This window comes from Flagellimonas alginilytica (assembly GCF_042134605.1).
In the GTDB taxonomy this organism is placed as follows: Bacteria; Bacteroidota; Bacteroidia; order Flavobacteriales; family Flavobacteriaceae; genus Flagellimonas; species Flagellimonas alginolytica.
The window spans coordinates 3,105,226-3,126,755 of the sequence record NZ_CP169638.1; the positions used below are offsets into that span (position 1 = coordinate 3,105,226).

12 protein-coding genes, 1 tRNA gene and 1 pseudogene are annotated in these 21,530 nt (G+C 41.6%); 11 read left to right on the forward strand and 3 right to left on the reverse strand.

The window, feature by feature from the left end; genetic code table 11:
* Nucleotides 1-107: 107 nt before the first annotated feature.
* Both ABTP35_RS13940 and ABTP35_RS13945 read right to left on the reverse strand, forming a co-directional pair.
* Nucleotides 108-1,436, reverse strand: a complete 1,329-nt coding sequence (locus tag ABTP35_RS13940) for a rhodanese-like domain-containing protein (protein ID WP_293299201.1) — start codon at nucleotides 1,434-1,436, stop codon at nucleotides 108-110.
* A 49-nt stretch (nucleotides 1,437-1,485) separates the two neighbouring features.
* Nucleotides 1,486-2,150 (reverse strand): annotated as a pseudogene (locus ABTP35_RS13945) (peroxiredoxin).
* A 527-nt stretch (nucleotides 2,151-2,677) separates the two neighbouring features.
* Here ABTP35_RS13945 and ABTP35_RS13950 point away from each other — a divergent pair.
* From ABTP35_RS13950 to ABTP35_RS13985, 8 genes are all read left to right on the forward strand, one after another.
* Complete coding sequence (locus ABTP35_RS13950) at nucleotides 2,678-4,318, forward strand: TldD/PmbA family protein (protein ID WP_293295544.1); 1,641 nt, start codon at nucleotides 2,678-2,680, stop codon at nucleotides 4,316-4,318.
* A gap of 27 nt (nucleotides 4,319-4,345) precedes the next feature.
* A complete protein-coding gene (locus ABTP35_RS13955) occupies nucleotides 4,346-5,662 on the forward strand; it encodes a TldD/PmbA family protein (RefSeq protein ID WP_293295542.1) in 1,317 nt (438 codons plus the stop codon).
* Nucleotides 5,663-5,743: 81 nt separating this feature from the next.
* A complete protein-coding gene (locus tag ABTP35_RS13960) occupies nucleotides 5,744-6,364 on the forward strand; it encodes a DUF4159 domain-containing protein (protein ID WP_293299199.1) in 621 nt (206 codons plus the stop codon).
* A gap of 10 nt (nucleotides 6,365-6,374) precedes the next feature.
* On the forward strand, nucleotides 6,375-7,379 hold the full coding sequence (locus ABTP35_RS13965) for a MoxR family ATPase (RefSeq protein WP_293295540.1): 1,005 nt from the start codon (nucleotides 6,375-6,377) through the stop codon (nucleotides 7,377-7,379).
* Nucleotides 7,379-8,278 carry a DUF58 domain-containing protein gene (locus ABTP35_RS13970; protein ID WP_293295538.1) on the forward strand — a complete coding sequence of 300 codons (900 nt, stop codon included), beginning with the start codon at nucleotides 7,379-7,381 and terminating at the stop codon, nucleotides 8,276-8,278. The genes ABTP35_RS13965 and ABTP35_RS13970 overlap by 1 nt, the downstream gene beginning before the upstream one ends.
* On the forward strand, nucleotides 8,279-9,559 hold the full coding sequence (locus ABTP35_RS13975; RefSeq protein WP_293295536.1) for a BatA domain-containing protein: 1,281 nt from the start codon (nucleotides 8,279-8,281) through the stop codon (nucleotides 9,557-9,559). It begins immediately after the preceding gene.
* Nucleotides 9,556-11,802, forward strand: coding sequence for a tryptophan-rich sensory protein (locus ABTP35_RS13980; RefSeq protein WP_293295534.1), 2,247 nt, complete (start codon nucleotides 9,556-9,558; stop codon nucleotides 11,800-11,802). Before ABTP35_RS13975 ends, ABTP35_RS13980 begins: the two co-directional genes overlap by 4 nt.
* Nucleotides 11,795-13,552: a hypothetical protein gene (locus ABTP35_RS13985; RefSeq protein ID WP_293295532.1), complete on the forward strand. Its 1,758-nt coding sequence runs from the start codon at nucleotides 11,795-11,797 to the stop codon at nucleotides 13,550-13,552. The genes ABTP35_RS13980 and ABTP35_RS13985 overlap by 8 nt, the downstream gene beginning before the upstream one ends.
* Before the next feature lie 16 nt (nucleotides 13,553-13,568).
* On the opposite strand, the gene ABTP35_RS13990 is transcribed toward ABTP35_RS13985, so the two are convergent.
* Nucleotides 13,569-15,299, reverse strand: coding sequence for an alpha/beta hydrolase-fold protein (locus ABTP35_RS13990; protein WP_293295531.1), 1,731 nt, complete (start codon nucleotides 15,297-15,299; stop codon nucleotides 13,569-13,571).
* A 178-nt stretch (nucleotides 15,300-15,477) separates the two neighbouring features.
* On the opposite strand from ABTP35_RS13990, the gene ABTP35_RS13995 reads away from it, so the two are divergent.
* From ABTP35_RS13995 to ABTP35_RS14005, 3 genes are all read left to right on the forward strand, one after another.
* The gene (locus ABTP35_RS13995) at nucleotides 15,478-16,341 is read left to right on the forward strand and encodes a sugar phosphate isomerase/epimerase (RefSeq protein ID WP_293295529.1); all 864 of its coding nucleotides are present in this window, start codon (nucleotides 15,478-15,480) and stop codon (nucleotides 16,339-16,341) included.
* 104 nt (nucleotides 16,342-16,445) lie between these two features.
* A tRNA-Arg gene (locus ABTP35_RS14000) sits at nucleotides 16,446-16,519 on the forward strand.
* A gap of 750 nt (nucleotides 16,520-17,269) precedes the next feature.
* Nucleotides 17,270-21,502 carry a gliding motility-associated C-terminal domain-containing protein gene (locus tag ABTP35_RS14005; protein ID WP_375334260.1) on the forward strand — a complete coding sequence of 1,411 codons (4,233 nt, stop codon included), beginning with the start codon at nucleotides 17,270-17,272 and terminating at the stop codon, nucleotides 21,500-21,502.
* The last annotated feature ends 28 nt before the right edge of the window (nucleotides 21,503-21,530 follow it).

The window sequence follows — 21,530 nt, forward strand, 5'->3', positions numbered from 1 at the left end:
TTGTAAACCACCGACAAGTTAGCAAAAGTAATGGTGGGTGCGCGTCTTTCGTTCGCAAAATTGAGATAAACATTTATGACCCCTTCTTTTAAGAAGGGGTCATAAGATCAAATAAAATCCTTAATGCTTTCGCCAAGGTCGTAAACGGGCACTTTTTGATTTTCCTTAGCTATTATACTGCTTCCTGCGGCGCTACGGTACCCTCCTGCGCAGTGAACAATTATAGGTTTGTCCAAGGGTATTTTGGAAATTGATTTCCTTAAATCGTTCAAGGGTATTGCAATAGCTTTTTCAAAATACTTGCCCTCCTCAATTTCACTTTGGTTTCGGATGTCCACAATGGTGTATTTATCTGGATGGGTCTTAAAATCGGACAAATTCAATCGTTTACTCCCAACACTTTTGTCTTTGTCCATTGTCAAAACCAAATTCAGCTGTTTTTCGTATCCGATCTTTGCTACCCGTTGCAGTATATTTTCGAGGTCCTCCGGATTTTCAACAACAAGGCTAAAAGGTTCTTCGGGCTGAACAATTGCCCCTAGCCATGTTTCAAATTTAGAGTCTTCTGAAGTTGCCATAATATTGATGCTGCCCGGTAAATGCCCTTTTTTAAATTGGACTTCGTCCCTCACATCAATAATTAAACCATCAGTGCCATAGTTTAAACGAAAAGGCACTTTGGATATTGATGTTCTTAAATTTTCAGGGCCTCTTCGGTTCACATCCACATTAAAGCCGAAGTAAGAGGGTATAAAGGGTTGGCTGTCCAAAAGCGTATCCACAAATTCATCCTTGGATTGTGATTTAAAGGCCCAGTTTCCCATTCTTTCGTTGCCCAGGGTACTACTGTTGTCGGAGCTTAAGTTTTTGCCGCATAGAGAACCGGCACCATGTGCGGGATAGACCAAGGCTTCATCGGGCAGATTCTTAAACTTGTTTTGGATGGTATGGTACATCATTTCGGCAAGTTCTTGACGTTTTGCTGTCATGTTGCCCGCTTTTTCGCGCAAATCGGGTCGACCGACATCACCAATAAAAAGGGTGTCCCCTGTAAACAAAGCTGTTTTTCCGTCTTTTTCCGCAACAATGGTAATACTATCTGGAGAATGCCCAGGCGTATTCAATGCCGAAACTTTAATACTGCCGATCATTAAGCGGTGTCCTTCATCAAAAGGTTTAAAGGCATAATCGGCACCCAAATCTTTGCTGTGATATATGGAGGCCCCTGTTTCCTTTGCTATTTGTACATGGGAGCTCACAAAGTCTGCATGAGGATGGGTTTCAATTACAGCGACTATTTTTGCATTATGTTCTTGTGCAAATGCATAATACTGCATAGGGTTCCTTTCTGGATCTATAACGGCCACTTCACCATTGTCCACAATTGCATAGGAATAGTGGGCTAAAGGCTTATATTCAAACTGTTTTATTTCCATAATTTGAGATTTTAGGATGCCCTTTTTAGGGCATCCCATGATTATTTTTTTATATGCTTCTCTTGGCAAGGTACCAATCTACCTTTTCCAAGGAATCATCTGCAATTCTCTCGTTCAATTCATCCAAGGTCTTGGGAGGAGAAACTATAACTTTATCTCCTTTTTTCCAATCCAAAGGCATGGCGACCTTATGCTTGTCCGCCGTTTGAAGTGCCTCTAGTGCACGCAGTATTTCGGCCATATTTCTACCGACGTTTAAAGGGTAGTACATGATCAATCTAATTTTTTTGGAAGGATCTATAAAAAATACAGCTCGTACAGCGGCAGTTTCACTTTCGTTAGGTTGCAGCATGCCGTACAATTTGGAAACCTTCATGTCCAAATCCGCAATAATTGGGAAATCGAAATATACGCCGGTGTTTTCCCTAACATTTTGTACCCATCCCAAATGGGCGTGGATACTATCTATACTTAATCCGATAAGTTCGGTATTCAATGCGTCAAAATCGCCCTTTCTTAGAGCGAAACCACTCAACTCAGTGGTGCAAACAGGGGTAAAATCTGCTGGATGTGAGAACATTACTACCCATTTATCCTTCGCAAATTCGGAAAATTTTATTTTACCCTTGGTTGTAACAGCTTCAAAATCCGGTGCAAATCGCCAATTCGTGGCATCTGATTTACTTTTTGATTTTCTAAATAGGAATTTTCCATAGTAATATAGATTATGTTTATTATTATTTAATATGTGATAAAAATAGTTTATGGTATGATATTGGGAAGTAACGTTTGTTACATAGCACCTATTTACTTCGGTAATTAGGGTTGTAAAGTATTGGGTCGATAATTATGGCCAGTTATTAAATTTTATAAAGAAGTGTAAAAACATTATCCTCTGGCAAAGTTTTGATTGTACGATATATTGAGGACAATAGTAAAACTAAGGTAATAAGTACCGAATAATGGTTATTCATTTTCGCTTGTACAACTAAATCTCCATATCCAAAATTAAATTTACAGAGAACCGATTCCAAAAGAGTGCAAGAATTTTATATCTTAAACACCGATTGATGAAATGGACTTGTTAAATAAATTCCAGTTTTGTTGATTTTAGGTTAAAATTAACATAGTGCCAATAGGGGGCTACTTAAATTTAAGATGTTCTTGAGCAAAAAGGGTATTGATTTTTAACGATAACAACTCAACGGATAAACTCAAAAATAAAATCAAATAACTAACAAATGAAAAGAAGAAACTTTATGCAGTATGCCGGTATGGGGGCAGGGGCAATGATGATGCCTTCGCTCCTAATGGGAAATTCTATTTCCGCCGAGGCATTGCTGGAACCAGGTATGGACATTGTCCTAAAAAAGAAAATGGCGGATGTTGCCCTAAATACGGCAAAATCCATGGGAGCTACTTATGCCGATGCCCGGATAGGAAGATATTTAAATCAATATGTTTTTACTAGGGAAGATAAAGTGCAAAATGTAGTCAATACAGAATCCTTCGGGATTGGAATTCGGGTCATTGCCAATGGTACCTGGGGATTTTCTTCCACCAACGATGTTACCGAGGATGGCATTAAAATAGCAACGCAACATGCAGTTGCAATTGCGAAGGCCAATTCAAAAATCCAAAAGGAACCAGTTGTATTGGCTCCAGTACAGTCCCATGGCGAGGTTTCTTGGAAAACCCCGATCAAAAAAGATTTTAAAGAGGTGCCCATATCCGAAAAAGTCGACTTGCTTTTGAGCGCAAACGCTGCCGCTATGGAAAATGGCGCCAACTTTGTCAACTCCGCTTTGTTCATGGTTAATGAGCAAAAGTATTTTGCCTCAACGGATGGGTCGTACATAGATCAAGATGTACATCGAATTTGGCCAACGTTCAATGTTACCGCAATCGACCGTTCGGCCGGTAAATTTAAATCCCGCCAAGCATTGAGTGCCCCAATGGGAATGGGCTATGAGTATATGGACGGTCTAGGATCAGAAAAACTTTCAGGTCCGGAAGGCATAAAACTGTACAGTAAAAGCTACGATATTGTTGAAGATGCTACCATGGCTGCAAAGCAGGCCAAACAAAAGCTGACAGCAAAATCGGTTGAAGCCGGTAAATACGATCTGGTACTCGAACCCAACCATCTAGGTCTGACAATCCACGAATCTGTGGGGCATCCCTTGGAGCTGGACCGTGTTCTGGGCTATGAGGCCAATTATGCAGGAACCAGTTTTGCAACCATGGACAAATGGAAAACCAAGAACTTTAAATATGGTAGTGATATTGTAAACATTGTTGCCGACAAGACCCAAGAGGGATCTTTGGGAGCTGTTGGATACGATGATGAAGGTGTACAGACCAAAAAATGGGACTTGATAAGAAATGGTGTTCTGGTAAACTATCAAGCCATTCGAGATCAAGTACATATGATCGCTCAAAACGAATCGCATGGCTGCTGTTATGCACAAAGTTGGGAAGATGTTCAGTTTCAGCGCATGCCGAATGTGTCTTTGGAGCCAGGAACCGAGAAGTATTCCTTACAGGATATGATCAAAGATGTGGAGAAAGGAATTTATATTTTGGGCCGTGGATCATATTCCATTGACCAGCAGCGCTACAACTTCCAATTTGGAGGAACATTGTTCTACGAAATAAAGAATGGTGAAATTGTAGGAATGTTGGATGATGTAGCATATCAATCGAATACCCAGGAGTTTTGGAATTCTTGTGTGAAAATTTGTGATAAGGACGATTATAGGATGTTTGGTTCGTTTTTCGATGGAAAAGGACAACCTTCGCAAATCAGTGCGGTCTCGCATGGCAGTTCTACATCAAGGTTTAACGGGATCAATGTTATTAACACAGGAAGAACCATTTAAGGTGTATTTGAATTAAAGATTAAGACAATGGCAATATATACAGAACTAGAAGCAAAAAATATTTTGGAAAAAGCATTGAGTTTTTCCAAGGCCGACGCTTGCGAAATAAACCTAAGTGGAAGTAACAGCGGAAATATTCGATATGCTAGAAATACGGTATCGACAGCAGGCTATAGGTCAAGCCAAAGTTTGGTAGTGCAATCCAGCTTTGGAAAAAAGGTAGGTACGGCAACCATAGACGAATTTGATGATGCATCTTTGGAAAAAGTGGTAAGAAGAGCTGAAGAATTGGCGAGATTGTCGCCTGAGAACCCAGAATTTATGCCTCCGTTAGGGCCTCAAGAATACGATAAGGCCATTACTTATAAAGAAGCCACGGCCAATGTAACTCCGGAATATAGAGCGGAAGTGGCGAACAAGAGTATTGTGCCTGCCTCGGCACAAGATGTAACGGCAGCAGGCTTTTTGGATGATTCAGAGTCGTTTTCGGCCATGATCAATTCCAATGGTCTGTTCGCATATAACCAATCGACCAACGTGGACTTTACCGTAACCATGAGAACCAATGATGGTACTGGGTCAGGTTGGGTAACACGGGACTACAACGATATTTCTAAGTTCGATCCTGCCGAAGCATCAAAAACCGCTATAGATAAAGCTGTTATGTCCAGGGAGGCACAGGCAATTGAGCCGGGTAAATACACGGTTATTTTGGAGCCTGCCGCATCATCAGGTCTGTTACAAAACATGTTCAGATCTTTTAACGCAAGATCTGCTGATGAAGGCCGCAGTTTTATGTCTGCAGCGGATGGTGGAAATAAATTGGGGCAAAAAATTGTGGACGAAAGAGTTAACATATGGTCCGATCCGTTACATCCAGATGTGCCGACTTCCACTTGGAACGGTGCAGGTCAGCCGTTAAAGAAAACAACATGGTTGGAGAACGGTGTTGTTAAAAATTTGGCCTACGACCGCTATTGGGCAGAGCAAAAAGGCGTAGATCCAGTTCCTTTTGCAAGCAACGCAATAATGGAAGGAGGAGATGAAACCCTAGAAGACATGATCAAAGGAACCAAAAAAGGAATTCTTGTAACCCGGTTTTGGTATATCCGTAGTGTTGACCCACAGACTTTATTATATACCGGTTTGACCAGGGACGGAACATTTTACATCGAAAATGGACAAATCAAGTTTCCAGTGAAAAACTTTCGATTCAATGAGAGTCCGATAATTATGCTCAATAATTTGGAATCACTTGGACAACAAGTAAGGATAAACGGAAATTTAATACCCTACATGAAGATTCGTGACTTTACCTTCACCAGTCTTTCGGATGCAGTATAACCAAATGTAATGATAAAGCTGGTGGTCAATAAGGATATGACCACCAGTTTTTATTTTTTGAAGCCTACAATCCATATGTCATTGGATAACGAATTCTTTTTTACACGATTGCAGTACGAATCAGGTGATTGGGACGTTGATCAACGCATGCCTTCCAATTTATTGAACTCTTTGGTGGAGTACACCACATTAAAAGTGGATACCCAGGAGAAAATCATAACCCTTGCCAGTGACGAAATATTCAAAAGTCCGTTTTGTTATATATCTGGTCATAAATTGGTTCAGTTTACCAAAAAGGAGCGCGAAAATTTTGAAAAATATGTCCAGAATGGCGGTTTTGTATTTGCTGATGATTGCAATCACGATATCGACGGTCTATTTGCCAAATCATTTGAGCGTCAAATGGAAGAAATATTCGGTCCGGGTGAGTTGCGGAAAATTCCCAATGATCACGAAATTTATACCATATTCTTTGAGTTTGAGGATGGTCCACCCACAACTTCCCAAGAACTGAACGGTTGGGGAGACGACCTTGTCCACGATTACCTAAAAGCAATTGTGGTCAACGGACGGATCGGTGTTCTCTATAGCAATAAGGATTATGGCTGCGAATGGGATTACGACTTTCGGAACAAACGCTGGTACAAAATAGACAATACCCGATTCGGGGTGAATATTGTGTTATATGCTTTAACCTCTTAACTAAACGAATTTGGATAAAGAACTACAACAAATTGCAAGTGAAGTAGAAGGGCTCTCGGAAAAACTGAAAGCCCTGAAAAAGGAAATTGGAAAGGTGATCATAGGGCAGGAAGAGACCGTTTCCCAGCTGCTGACCACCTTTTTGGCAGGTGGCCATGCCCTGCTGGAAGGTGTCCCCGGATTGGCAAAAACATTGATGATAAGGACCCTTTCGGATGCGATTGACCTAAAATTCAAACGGATACAGTTTACTCCAGACCTAATGCCCTCGGATATCATCGGAACAGAAATATTGGAAGAGGACCATACCACGGGCAAAAAATTCTTCAAGTTCAACAAGGGACCAATTTTCTCCAATATTATTTTGGCAGATGAGATCAACCGGACCCCACCCAAAACGCAGGCAGCACTTTTGGAGGCCATGCAAGAGTTCGAGGTGACCTATGGCGATAAAACCTATAAACTGGACAGGCCATTTTTTATTTTGGCCACCCAAAACCCGATAGAGCAATCAGGGACCTTTGTATTGCCAGAGGCACAACAAGATAGGTTTCTGTTATACATCAAAATTGGCTACCCGACAGATAAAGAAGAAACTGAAATTTTAAAGGCAACCACCGGAACCAAAAAAGCCCAATTGAACAAAGTGTTATCTGGCGATGATATTGTAAGGTTGCAACAGTTGGTCCGTGAAGTTTCTATCAGCGATGGATTGATTCAATATGTAAGCGATGTGATACGCGCCACCCGGCCCGACACCACTTCGGTGGACTACGTGAAAAAGTGGGTCGATTGGGGAGCAGGCCCACGTGCAGGTCAAGCCATGATCTTGACCGCCAAGGCCAATGCCCTCTTAAACGGTAAATTGGCCGTAACTCTGGAGGACCTACAAACCGTTGCCTTACCCGTGTTGAGACACCGGGTACTGGTCAATTTTAGGGCAGAGGCAGAAGGTATCACTTCGGACACAGTGACTCAGGAAATACTTAAAACCGTTCAAGTAAAGGACAAATAATGGCAACAAGGGACTACCACGACCTATTAAAACCGGATGTCATCAATACGGTATCGGGCCTCAGCCTGATTTCCCGCATTGTGGTGGAAGGTTTTACCTCCGGTCTGCACCGTAGCAAGAGCGTGGGTCCTGGCATGGAGTTCAGTCAATATAGGGGTTATGAGCCTGGCGATGATTTACGGTTGCTGGATTGGAAAATGTTGGCCAGATCAGGCCGCTACTACATTAAACAATCAGAAGTGGAAAGCCACGTCACCGTTAAGTTTATCGTGGATGCCAGTGATTCCATGGCACACGAGGAGAACGGCATTTCCAAACTGGAATTTGCGCGCGTCATGATTGCTTGTCTTTCCCATTTGGCACAAAAGCAAGGTGATTCTGTCGGGCTTTTTGCCTTAAATGAAGATGATTTTGTGAGTATATATCCTAAGGCGGACCGGAAGCATTTTAACCGTTTGCTGCTGGAATTGTTGGGTATATCCACCAAAGGAAAATGGCCCGAGTTTTCCGTTGCCTCAAGAAAAATCCATAATAGAGGGGAAAAGGAACTCGTTTTTTTCTTGACCGATATGTACGAGGATGTTTCCGAGCTCTCCGATTTTGTCAAAAACCTGAAAACCGCGCACAACGAGGTCGTGGTAATTCAAATTATGTCGGGTCGTGAAATGGATTTCGATTACAACAAATCCGTCACTTTTGAGGATTTGGAAACCGGGACCAAGGTCAAGGTGGATGTCAACAAGGCCAAAGTTGGGTATTTGAAGGCATTGGACAACAAAATAAGACAGACCAAAGAGCAATTGCTCTCGCAAGGGGTACACTATCATCTGTTCCGCATGGACGATGATTTGGGTGATGCCCTCCAATTATTTTTAAAGGAACGTATTCGATTGGTGTAAATGGTTTTTGCGAATCCAACATATCTCTGGGCACTTTTGGGACTTTTGGTCCCCTTGGCCATTCATTTGTGGAGCAAAAAGGAGGCAAAGACCATTAAAATCGGGAGTGTGCAGTTGTTGGACGAATCCAATTCGCGCCAATCCAGCAGCCTTCAATTGAACGAATGGTTGCTCCTGCTGTTGCGTATGCTGATTTTGGCACTTATCGTATTGTTGATGGCGGGCTCACAATGGCGTACCAAGGGCAATCAACAACAGGTTACCTATTTTGTGGAGCCTTCGCTGGCCAACGAGCCCACTTTGACCACAATTTTGGATAGTTTACAAGAAGATGAATCCGTAAGGTTGTTTGCCAACGGATTTCCGGAATGGGATTTGGATGCGGATTACCGAGCGGAACATGAGACTCCCAATTATTGGCAATTGGCACAACGATTGGATTCGTTGCGTTCGGATAGTTTAGTCGTATTCACCAAAGCTCTTTCCAAAGGATTTCGTTCCAAACGACCAAACACAGGTAAAAAAATTCATTGGATAGTATTCGAGCAGGAAGAATTTGTAAAAAATAACGTTGTCGCAACTAAAAATAAAGAAGATATTTTCCTTTTTAGCACTGTAGGCAATGGAATGGTTACTCAACTACAAAAACAAAAAGTAGGCCAAGGATATACCATTAGTGCCTCTGGTGATAGCTTGGTGTTGCCAGACGAATACCGGACCATTGTTCCCATGTTGGAGCAACCTTCTCTTGCAATAAACTTGTATGCCGAAGAAGATTTTAAAAGAGAAGTACAATATATTAAAGCTTCATTAAAGGCATTGTCCATTTACTTGAACTGGGAAATATCGATTAGGGAAATAGAGAGTATTTCCAACGTCGGAAACGGAGATATGAACATATTCTTAGGTCAAGAGCCACGGTATCCTCTAGAAGGCAAATGGTTGGTTTTTAACCAAAGTACACTGGCAAAATCATTGATCGAGCCTAGTGCACATAAAAACCTCTTTTACTTAACAGCTAGGTTGGACACCAAAAGAACGGTAGAGGAGCATTTTACCGAACAATTGCTCAATATTTTAGATTTGGACCACTATTTTGCCCAACGGATTACAGCACTGGACAATAGGCAACTGGATGAATCTCAGTTTGCACCGAACTATAAGGCTCCAATTCACAAAAAGGAAAAAGCCATGTTGGTGGATGTGTCCCATTGGTTGTTTTGGTTGTTAGTTGGCTTGATCTGTTTGGAACGAGCATTATCCAAAATTAAAAAGCAATGACAGGAGCCAATGCTATTTTACGGTTTCAGAAGCGATGGCAGCAGTCCATTTATGTGGAGGTGTTGCTCTATGCTATCGGATCGGGGGGATGCATATTTATTTTGACCCAAAAAGTAGGTTTTGGGATTCTAGGGTTCCTAGTCACCATTTCGGTTTTAATACCACTGTTTAAACCATGGAGAGTGAATGCGGAAAGGACTGTGGCATATATAGATGCCCATGTGGTCCAAGCTGGTTTTAGTAGCGGACTTTTGCTGATGCCGGCTAACGAACTTTCTGGTTTGTCCAAACTACAAAAGCATAGAGTAATTGCGCAATTAGAGCCAGTTTTAACCAAATTAAGGCCACCAAACCAATGGAACAGGGCTACTATGATCATGTTGGGGCTACTAGTTCTGGGCTTACTTGGAAACAGTGCTCTACAATCGATCAATGGATATACTCAAAAAAGCGATACCAAGAAAAACATAATAAGTTTTGTTCCCAAGGATAGTTCGGATGCATTACAACCAATTCCTGAACTTACCCGAACCAGTATTTCTATCCAATACCCAAGTTATACGGGTGAAGAAACCCAATACACATCGGTCCCCAATATTAAAGCAGTTGAGGGGTCCAGAGTAAATTGGAGCTTGGAATTTGATAGGAGTGTTGAAGAAGTTGAAATGGATTTGATGGGCGAGAACATCGGTTTTACAAAAGCTCAAGAATCGTACCGGTTGACAAAGATTCTGGAAACATCCGGATTTTACAGTTTCATGTTCAAAGATGAACAGGGAAACGAGCATATCAGTGACCTGTATTCGTTGGAAATATTCAAAGATGAGCCTCCAGTAATCGAATTGAAAGGATTGGACAATTACAGTTACTTCGAATTCAAAGACGAAAAACAAATACAATTCAATGCCAGTATAACGGATGATTTTGGAATACAGGACGCTTACATAATAGCGACTGTTAGCAAAGGATCTGGTGAATCGGTGAAGTTTCGTGAAGAAAAATTAAGTTTTGATCATACGTTGGTAAAAGGGAAAAAACTGAATCAACTTGACAAATCGTTGGATTTGGATGACCTTAAAATGGATCCAGGAGATGAACTGTACTTTTATGTAGAAGCTGTTGATCAAAAAGCGCCTAAAGCCAATGTAGCACGCAGTGAAACGTTTTTCGCGGTAATCCGCGATACGGTAACCGATGTATTTGCCGTGGAAGGCAACTTGGGGGCGGACTTAATGCCAGATTATTTTAGGAGTCAAAGACAATTGATCATCGATACAGAAAAATTGATTGCCGAACAATCCAAAGTAACGGAAAAAGAATTCAAGTTCAGGAGCAATGAATTGGGTTTCGATCAAAAACAACTTCGTTTAAAGTATGGGCAGTTTATGGGCGACGAAACAGAAATGCAAGCTGCTGCTGGACAAGTATCCCACGAAGAGAACGACCACGACGATGATCACGATCACGAAGAAAGTGAGGAGGGTCTATTGGACGAATACACCCATAAACATGATAGTGAAAACGAGCATAATCTAGTTGACCGGCAAGACCATGATCACGATCACGACCATGAAGACCAAGAGGTTGCCAATGACCCGCTACACGAATATGTCCACGATCATGGTGACCCGGAAGCATCTACCCTTTTCGAAAAGTCCTTAAAGGCCAAACTCCGAAGTGCCCTCAGTATTATGTGGGATGCCGAATTATACTTAAGGCTTTATGAACCTGAAAAATCTCTACCGCATCAGTACAAAGCATTAAAAATAATTCAGGATATTAAAAACAGTGCACGGATCTATGTACACCGTATCGGGTTCGATCCTCCACCCATTAAAGAAGAAAGTAGACTAAGTGGGGATATTGATGAAATAAAAAACTTTGATAAACGTGAAGAGTTTACCTATCGCCCAACATTTGCATCAACACGAAAAGCGATAGCTCGATTGGAGGAGCTCATTCATAACAAAACAACTTTTGATGAAACTCACAATATTAGTTTTAAAGAAGCTGGGAACGAGTTGGCCCGGAAAGCAATTTCGGAACCTGTAAAATATCTTAAGGTATTGAGAGGGCTTCGTGATTTGGAAAAAGTGGACAACCGGACCATAATAAAATTTAAAGAGGTGCAGACCGAACTACTTTCAGTACTTCCGGAAGTGGAAAAAATTCCAATGAAGACACCAAGGTTCCAAGATGAAATCGATCTTTTATTTTTAAAAGAACTGAGTATTTATGAGTGATGGAGTGGTATTTTTAAATCAGCAGTATTTTTGGCCAACCGTAATATTGGGAGCCTTTTTATGGGGCATTTTTATTTGGAAGGAATGGGAGCAGCCCAAAAAATCAAAACTTTGGATAAATGTAATTATCTCTTTTTTTGCGGTAGCGGGGCTTGTTCTTATATACTTAAAGCCCGGTACATGGCAAAACGCTACTAAAGGAAAGGGCATCATATTAACGCAGGAGTATCGTCCCGCCCAATTGGACAGCCTTAAATCAATATATAAAAGAATAAGGACCGAAGATTATACCGAAGGAAGAACCCTCTCAATAACAAAAGAACTGGATACCTTGTTCGTGTTGGGCAATGGTCTGGAAAATTTTGATCTATGGCAACTCAAAGAAAAGTCAGTTACTTTTTTAGGAGGGCAGCCGATTTATGGATGGACGAAAATCTCCTTTGATGATAAAATTCAGTTGGGAGAACTATTGTATGTGCATGCCAAATATAGAAGCCCTACAGATGGGCATTGGGCCATATTGACGGATAATGGTGGTAACCCATTGGATTCTATATTATTTAAAGATGTGGACGAGCAGAATATCAGACTATCGGCGCGGCCAAAGGCAAGTGGTAGGTATGAATATCGACTTGTAGAAAAGGATCGATCCAACAACATTTTATCCGAAGAACCAATTCCTGTCCAAGTACTGGAGGGCCACCCCTTAAAAGTACTGATCGTGAATGCGTTTCCCACTTTTGAAACAAAATACCTCAAAAACTTTTTGGCAGAAAAAGGGCATCAAGTTGTGGCCAGAACACAGCTTACCAAAGGAAAATATAAATTCGAATATTTTAACGGAGCGACCAATCCGGTATATCGGCTTTCCGAGCAGGTGTATAAGAATTATGACTTATTGATATTAGATACTGAATCCTATTTGGGCCTTGGTTCGAAGGCACGCAGATCAATGAAGGAATATCTCGAAAAATATGGAACAGGTGTATTTGTTCAACCAAACGACAAGACTTTTTCGTTAACTAGCCCACAAAGTCCTTTTCTATTTACGAGCAATTATCAAGAAGAAATTGTTTTAGGAGAGTCCTCCACTGTACTAAAAAAGTATCCGTTTGAATTTCAGTTGGATATTCGTACACATCCAATAAAGATCGATTCAACCTCCGTGGGCGCTTATGTAGCTATCCAAAAAGGAAAGTTGGGTACTAGCTTGTTAAAAAATACATATAGGTTAATATTGAATGGACAATCGGAATTGTATGGTGAGTTATGGTCCCAATTTGTAAACGACGTATCAAAAAGGAAGGATAAACCCTTACAATGGACTGCTCTTACTACGACACCAAGAATTGATCAACCATATAATTTTAAAGTGCGGACTGGAATCGAAGGTATTGAAGTTGTTACGGAAAACAGGGCTCGCATACCTTTGCTGCAAGATTTACTGCTACCAAGTAAATGGACAGGCACCCATTATCCACGAGAAGTAGGATGGAACGTACTTAAGGCAACAAATGATTCATTGGAACCACATTCCTATTATGTCTATAGCCATGATCAGTACAAATCAATATCAAAAGCAAAAAAAGTACAGGCCAATATGCGTGAGTTCGATACCAAAAAGACATTTAATTCAATCGATACTGAAACTAACAGCGAAATACGACCCATTTCCACTATTTGGTTTTATCTGATTTTCTTATTGTGTTCGGGATGGTTGTGGTTAGCCCCCAAACTAACCGGCCACTAATTTCAAATTAGAGGATTTATGGGTATCTCCAACTTCTCAAATCGGCGCCTTGCGGAGCACTTTCTGCAATCCGTTTCATAATTTTTGGTACATACATGGAGTTGTATCGTAAACGGCTAATGGCGTTGGGCTCATTAGGGTCGCCGTTCCAACAATGCTCAGCGCGGTCTCCATACAGCACTTCGCCATCATAATAGGGCTCTGTGGTGTTCTCAAGAAAATCTTCCATGAGATAGACGGCGTTGTTTAAATAGTAATTGTCCATATCGCCGCAATAAATATGTATTTTGCCTTTAAGCTTAGGGCCCAGTTTTTCCCAATCGCGTTCCAGTATGTGTCTTAGATCATAGTTTTCTTTCCAATACTCGGCAACTTCGTGGTCAATATCCCCGGTCATTTTATCCCAGATCCTTACCGGATAACCATCTTCCCCTTGAGGGGAATAGGTAGCTTCCCAAATATCCCATTGTTGCCCAGATCGGGATTTGTCGCCAAGCACCAGTTCCAAATGATTGCCTTGTTTTAAGGTGGATTGAATGTCGCCCAGATAATCCCTATGGGAAGGTACCTCCAGTTGTTTATGTGCCGAGTCGTAGTAATACGCATTGTCATCCTCATAAATATTGGTGAGGCAATACGCTCTAAAATCTATGGGGTCGGGACAGGCAGCAAAACAACCGTTATATTCATCCGGGTATTTTACTTGGACCGCGAGAGCCTCCCAACCACCAGTGGAACCTCCGTACAAAAATCGTGACCAACCTTCTCCCATACCCCTGAACTCTTTTTCGATATATGGTATGAGTTCATAGGTAATGGCATCGCCATAGGGGCCTTGACTGGCTGAATTTACCGCGTAGGAGTCATCATAATAGGGGGTGGGGTGTTGAATTTCAATGATCAAGAAGCGGGGAAAGTCTGGCTCGTTCCATCTTTTGTAAAAATCATAGGCTTCTTGTTGCTGTATAATATTGTAGCCTTCCAAATCAAACCGTGCAGAATATTCGGGTTCTAAATTGGGGTCGGGCGGGGTGGTCCTAAATCCGCCAAAATCCTTTGGAAAATGTCCATGGAAAACCATTAACGGATATTTGGCCTCTGGGTGTTCATTAAACCCTTTGGGCAAAAGTACATGTGCACCCAGATACATATCCCTCCCGTAGAATTCCGATAATTTTTCGGATTTTATTTTGATATGTTTTATCCAATCGGTGTCTTCCGGCTCGGGAATCGGGGGGATTTCCTGATCCATTACAACGGAAATATTTTCGATACCGTTTTCTCTAACCGTAATTTTAAAAGGTTTACTATACAGGTTTCCGGGAGAGGTATTCCAATGTTGGCCCTCCCCATTGTCCATGGGCAGTTTTACCGTGTGACCTGTACTTAAATTGAAAGTTTCATACACGTGCAATAGCGCCTGCACATTGTATTCTCCAGGTGGGACATCGGATAAACTTGGGTAGGGGTACCCAAATATGGATTCATCAAAAGTGAAGGTTTCATCGGGTTCCATACCCTCTACGTTCATCCCAAAAATGAGTTGTGAGTTTAACCCATCATTAATTTGAAAACGTGGTTCCTTGCTATCGTCCGTTGAAAGCATTAGAAGTAAGCGGCCATCTTTGCTTAGCTCACTTGCCGCTTGGTCAAAAGTTACTTGAATTTTGTGGTTTGTTTTATTGTTCTGTAGGCAGGAAAATAAAAGCAAGGTTGCACTACAGACAAAAAAAAGTTTTTTGGTCATCTTAGTTGGCTTTGGATGAATAAGATAACCCATTCTTTTCACATACAAAATGGTATCTATACTTATTCTGGTCAGCAGGAAGGTATTCATCAAGCATAAAATCACAATATCTTTTAAAAATATTATGTGTATTGCCCTATATTGTATAAGAATTTTAATAAACAAACTGAATATTGTTATGGTACACAAGAATCGAATCATACTGCTCATAATTGCGATTGTTCTATCTGCAGCGCCAAGTTATGCACAAGATAATTTTGGTGGATTGGCCCTTTATACGGTTAGGGACGATATGGGGGAAGATGCTAAAGCAACATTACAGAAAGTGGCTGATGCCGGATATGCCTATATTGAAGCTGCAGGTTACGACCATGGGAAATTTTACGGTATGGAACCTCAAGCATTTAAAACCTACTTGGACCGTGTTGGTTTAACGCCTGTAAGCACGCACATGGGAGGAGTGACTATGGAAAATGTGGACCAACAGATTGCGGATGCCAAGGCGGCTGGTTTTACGTATTTTACCATTCCTGTTCCGCCAATGGGCATGTTTACCTTTGACCGTGAAAGCATGACCATGGGAATGGATGGATCTGTTGAGGATCTCGCCACTATTTTGACCACCGTTGGTAAGAAGTGTGAGGAGGTCGGCTTAAAATTATTGTACCACAACCACGATTTTGAGTATAAGGAGAATGAAGATGGGGTTGTACCTATCGACTATCTTTTGGAGAATACCGACCCCGACTATGTAAACTTTCAGATGGATTTATATTGGGTAACCCGGGCAGGGGCCGATCCGGTCGCTTATTTTGAAAAGTACCCGGGTAGATTCAAACTATGGCATGTGAAGGATATGGACAAAGAGGGTAAATTTGCCCCAGTTGGCGAAGGAACCATCGATTTTAGTAGAATTTTGAAGAAAAAAAATGCTTCGGGTATGGAAAACTACTTTGTTGAACAAGATATGACTTGGGACAAAAAGCCTTTGGAAGTGATAAAAATAAGCCATAAAGGACTGAAAAAGATAGGGTTTCAATAAAGGAGACCTGGATTGATCAAGCTGATTGGGCAGAAAAAAACCAAGAAATTAAAAAAATATTTTTTACAATCGGTTACATTAGTATCTTTGCACCCGCAAACTTAGGTCGCGTAGCTCAGCTGGATAGAGCATCTGCCTTCTAAGCAGACGGTCGAAGGTTCGAATCCTTCCGCGATCACTAGTAATCAAAGGGCCTCAGAGAGCTTATCTTTCTGAGGCCTATTTTTTTACAAATAAATGCTTGATTTTATTTGATGTCAAATGAAGTTAAAATTGAAAACTATTGAATATAGTGTTTTTGATTTTTTAAAGATTTGGTCTTAAAACGGCTTCTAAACATTTCGGTGTAAAGGGGAAGATGCTAATTTTTGCTTGGATGTAACACTTCTGAAACTAATTCTTATCACTCGCATCTAGTAACAGAAGAGTTAAATCTTCCAATTGCATGTCTTTAGGTTTACCTCGGTGTCCCTTGGAGGATGCGTTGTGATGAATTGTGAAAATTCATATCCATATGAGTGAAGACTCTTAAAATTTATATTTCTCGCGTAAAAAAATAGAAAATGGTCTTCATAGACTTGAATTGTAATATCAGGATAGAAAAGTTTTACAACAAGTTTCATTTAATAGACAACAAAAGTAGGAAAATACCTCGTAAGCGTGTTTATGTTTGAACAATAATCAACTAATAAACAGCATGCAAACGAAAAAAACGACCCCACTTTTGATTTTTCCTCAGATTGACTATTCCCCTAATTAATTACCAATATATTTTCCAAGAATTATTTTTCTCGAATAAAGACCAAAACTCGTAGGGAAGTTGGAAAAAAATAACATTTCTATCAAAACATAAATTAAGAATCTACATGGCAAAAGTATCCATATGTTGCTCACACATTAAAGATATCAAAATCAAAAAACTAGCCTCATGAAAAAAATTATATTCTTACTTGCACTTAATTGTTTTCTTTTCCATCAAACCTCCTTTTCTCAAGGTTTGTCAGGCTCTAATGTTGAATTTGTAGAGCTTTCTTCATCAACAAGTGTAAATAATTCTGATGATGAACTTGATGCTACTCCAGCACAGCCTGGCTATAACGTAGAATTTGAAATAGGTAGTAGTTCTAATATGTATGTAGATGTAGACGGTAATAAAATTGTATTTGGAGCTAGAAATAGTACTACTCTAACTGTTGATGATATAACATTTAATTTTTCTGGAGGGGCCTTTGGAAGTATTACCGGTGCTTCATTCAATTCCGGAGCTTCTACTGGAACTAATACTTCTGGTGTTTCTGTATACTTTATAGGTTCAAGCGTTACACTATCCGGTTTACAGAATAAAAATTTTGCCCAAGGGTTTGCCTTAGGTCAAATGGGTACTTTGGTTTTTAATATAACAACAGCGGGGACAAGCTGCTCAGCTCCCGTAGCCCAAGCCACAAGTGCAGTATTTGGAACAGAAACAGAGTCTAGCCTGACATTGTCAAGTTTTACGGCACCGGCAGGTGGTGCGGATGGCTATGCTGTTTATTTGAATAGCACTAATAGTTTTACGGCCCCAAGCGATGGTGATCAACCGATAGCAGATGTCACTTGGAATGGTGCGGGACAGCAACCTATTTATTTTGGTACATCAGCTTCACCAAACATTACGGTTTCAGGCTTAGAAGGAAGCACAACGTATTTCTTTAGAATATATTCTTACAACGATTGCTCAGGCACGGAAACCTATGAAACCACAGGGTTAGATGCAAACGGTGCAACGGCTAACTCCGCCCCAACTCAAAACGCAAATACAGGTTCTGCACTTAGTGAGGGTGGTACAGATATCATTTCCAGTACCGAACTAGAATTTGATGATGCGGAAGAAGCAGATACCGATATTACATATACACTCGATAGTACACCTTCTAATGGTATACTTAGAAATAACACCACACCATTATTAGCTGGAGGTACTTTTACTCAAGACGATTTAAATAACAACAGGATTGACTATGTACATAATGGAGGTAATACTACTTCAGATAGTTTTCAATTCGATGTCAGTGATGGTCAAGGAGGTTCAGTAGATAATCAAACCTTCAGTTTTACGATAGCAGCAATTAATGATGCACCTACAGTTTCCTCGGTAAGTTTTTCAGGAAACTTGACAGTAGGCCAGACCCTAACAGGGAGCTATATTTATGACGACCAAGAGGGCGACGCCGAAAGCGGAACCACCTATCAATGGTATCGCTCCAATGACGGAGCAGGTGCCAACAAGGCGGCCATTTCCGGAGCCGTCAATGACACATATGTATTGGTAAATGATGATTTGGCCAAATACATCAGTTTTCAAGTGACACCCAGTGATGGTTCGGATTCGGGCGGTCCCGAAGAAAGTGCTTTGGATGGACCGATTGCTTCCACTCCCAATAATTCCCCGACCGTTACATCCACGTCTATAACTTCAGCAACTGCGCAATCACTGTATTACTATGATATTAAAGCCTCAGATGCGGATAACGATGTAATCACTTGGACAGCAAATACCATCCCTACTTGGTTGACCTTTACCAGTGGTACGTTACATACCAGTTTTGTAGGTACTGGAGCCATGCCTTCCAATACAGGGGATGGGGTGAATCAGTCTCCGGATGGGACCAGTGCTTCCAGTACGGTCATTCGAACAGGCACTGCCGCCCATGGTGATAATAAATTGTTTTTCACCGATACCGAAGAGTATGGGATTCGCTATGTTGATGAGAGCGGAAATGTGCAAACCTGGTATCAAGGGGATGGAACTTATACGAATTTAAATCCAGTAGGGATTGCCTATGATGTGGTCAATGATGCCGTGTATGTAGGAGATTATGCCAAGACGGACATCTTGAAAATTGATAATACAGGTACTCGAACACTGTTGTCCAATTTGCCAGAAGCGTTTATGTTAAGGCTGCTGGTCAATGCAAGCGGTTCTAAACTGTATGCGTCTGCGCGAGGAGGTATTTATGAAATTGACCTTACCAACAATGACCCCAATACGAACTGGACGCGTGTCGTCGGTACAGGAACCATGGGGTATAGTGATACAGGTAACGCATCAACCTCACAAGTTTCTCAACCGCATGGTATGGCGTTTGACAGTGCAGGGCGTTTGGTGTTTACCGACCGATTCAACGACATCATCAGGCGGGTTGATTTAGCGACAGACACCATTGAAACCATAGCAGGTACGCAAGGGGCAGGAACGGAAGCTGGTGATGGTGGACCCGCAGTCAATGCGACTTTTGCCGACCCATCTGGATTGGTCATTAACCAGCACGATGAAATTTTTATTTCCGAGCGGTTGAGTAAGCGGATACGAAAAATTGGTACCAACGGTGATATTGATACATTTTTTACAGTTTCTTCCGGTGGTTTTGCAGACGATTTAGTAATATCCGATGCAGGTGAGCTGTACTTATTGACGACCACACTTATTGCACGGGTAGCAACCAAGGCTGAATTAACCGGTACGCCAACCAATACTGATGCAGGTATCCACAACGTTGCACTTACACTTAGCGACGGTATAGATAATGTGCCTTATAATTTCCAAATCACGGTTCAGGCGATTAATACTGCTCCAACCGATATTACACTTGATAATAACAGTATCGGGCAGAGTGCTACAGGTGTATCGGCCACGGTAGGTGCATTGTCCACCACCGATGCTGATGCTGGAGATTCGCATACCTACACGTTGGTATCGGGAACTGGTGATACAGATAACGGTAGTTTTACTATCAGTGGAAACACATTAAGAACCAATAGCTCATTAGTGGAGGGTAGTTACAGTGTCAGAATCAATACCAATGATGGTACGGATGATTTTGCCAAGGAATTTACCGTTGACGTCACCGATATTGTTGCACCCGTAGGCTACACGGTAACCATTGATCAAGACCCCATAGTTAGTTCTAATCAAACTTCCGTCAGTTTTACTATTGTCGGTGCAGAAGTTGGTGCGGATTACGACTATACCTTCAGTAGCAACGGTGGCGGGACAATTGTTACTGGTTCGGGAACCATTGCCACCGCAACCGATCAAATAACAGGTATTGACCTTAGTGGTCTTGGTGATGGAAATATCACACTGTCTGTAACGCTTACCGATACTAATGACAACGAAGGGATTCCAGCCACTGACAACAAAACAAAGGATGTTGTGGAGCCAGTACCTACTTTGGTGATTGCTGAATCCATATACTTTGGACCTTTCACAATTCGATTACAGTTTTCAGAACCTGTTTTTGACTTGGCCCCCAACCCAGTGTTGATTGCACCAGGGCCAGGCGGGGAACAAATGGCGACCTTGGGTTCACTTCAAGAGGTGACCGCAGGATTGGCCTATGACATTCAGGTCACTCCATTGGTGCCAGGTGAAATCGTCTTCTTTAATGATCTTTATGGCATTGCCAGGGATGAAGCTGGAAATCAAACCATACCCTTGGGGTTCGTGAACGGTACATATTATGATTTGGATACGGACAATGATGGTATTGGAAATAGTACAGATACCGATGACGACAACGACGGTACACTTGATACCGAAGATGATTTTCCTTTGAACCCGGATGAAGATACCGATTCGGACGGAGACGGAACAGGTGATAATGCCGATGAGGATGACGACAATGACGGCACACCTGATTCTGAGGATGCCTTCCCATTGGACGAGACCGAGGATACCGATACGGATGGTGATGGAACCGGTGACAATGCCGATAATGATGATGATGGTGATGGTTACACGGATGAAGAGGAAGAAAACCAAGGGACTGATCCCAAGGATAATACCAGTATTCCAGAGGATGTAGATGACATTGATGATGACAGGGAGGATGATACAATGGCTAAGCCAGCATTAGTCCCTGCTCAAGCTTTTACCCCTAACGGTGATGGCAACAACGACACCTGGATAGTCCCCGGGATAGATAATTACCCCAACAATGTGGTTCGTGTTTACAACCGATGGGGGCATGAAGTATTTGCCGCCCAATCCTACCGCAACGACTGGGGAGGATTCTACAAGAATAACAGGGAACTGTTGCCCGCGGGCTCTTACCTATACGTGATCAACCTGGGCAATGGACAGCCACCGTTACAAGGCTGGATATTCATCAACTATTAACCAACCAAAACACAAAAAACACTAGATA

Coding starts and splice junctions, on each gene's coding strand:
- ABTP35_RS14005 (WP_375334260.1), top strand. CDS start 17,270: ATGAAAAAAATTATATTCTTACTTGCACTTAATTGTTTTCTTTTCCAT.
- ABTP35_RS13995 (WP_293295529.1), top strand. CDS start 15,478: ATGGTACACAAGAATCGAATCATACTGCTCATAATTGCGATTGTTCTA.
- ABTP35_RS13980 (WP_293295534.1), top strand. CDS start 9,556: ATGACAGGAGCCAATGCTATTTTACGGTTTCAGAAGCGATGGCAGCAG.
- ABTP35_RS13985 (WP_293295532.1), top strand. CDS start 11,795: ATGAGTGATGGAGTGGTATTTTTAAATCAGCAGTATTTTTGGCCAACC.
- ABTP35_RS13940 (WP_293299201.1), bottom strand. CDS start 1,436: ATGGAAATAAAACAGTTTGAATATAAGCCTTTAGCCCACTATTCCTAT.
- ABTP35_RS13955 (WP_293295542.1), top strand. CDS start 4,346: ATGGCAATATATACAGAACTAGAAGCAAAAAATATTTTGGAAAAAGCA.
- ABTP35_RS13990 (WP_293295531.1), bottom strand. CDS start 15,299: ATGACCAAAAAACTTTTTTTTGTCTGTAGTGCAACCTTGCTTTTATTT.
- ABTP35_RS13950 (WP_293295544.1), top strand. CDS start 2,678: ATGAAAAGAAGAAACTTTATGCAGTATGCCGGTATGGGGGCAGGGGCA.
- ABTP35_RS13975 (WP_293295536.1), top strand. CDS start 8,279: ATGGTTTTTGCGAATCCAACATATCTCTGGGCACTTTTGGGACTTTTG.
- ABTP35_RS13970 (WP_293295538.1), top strand. CDS start 7,379: ATGGCAACAAGGGACTACCACGACCTATTAAAACCGGATGTCATCAAT.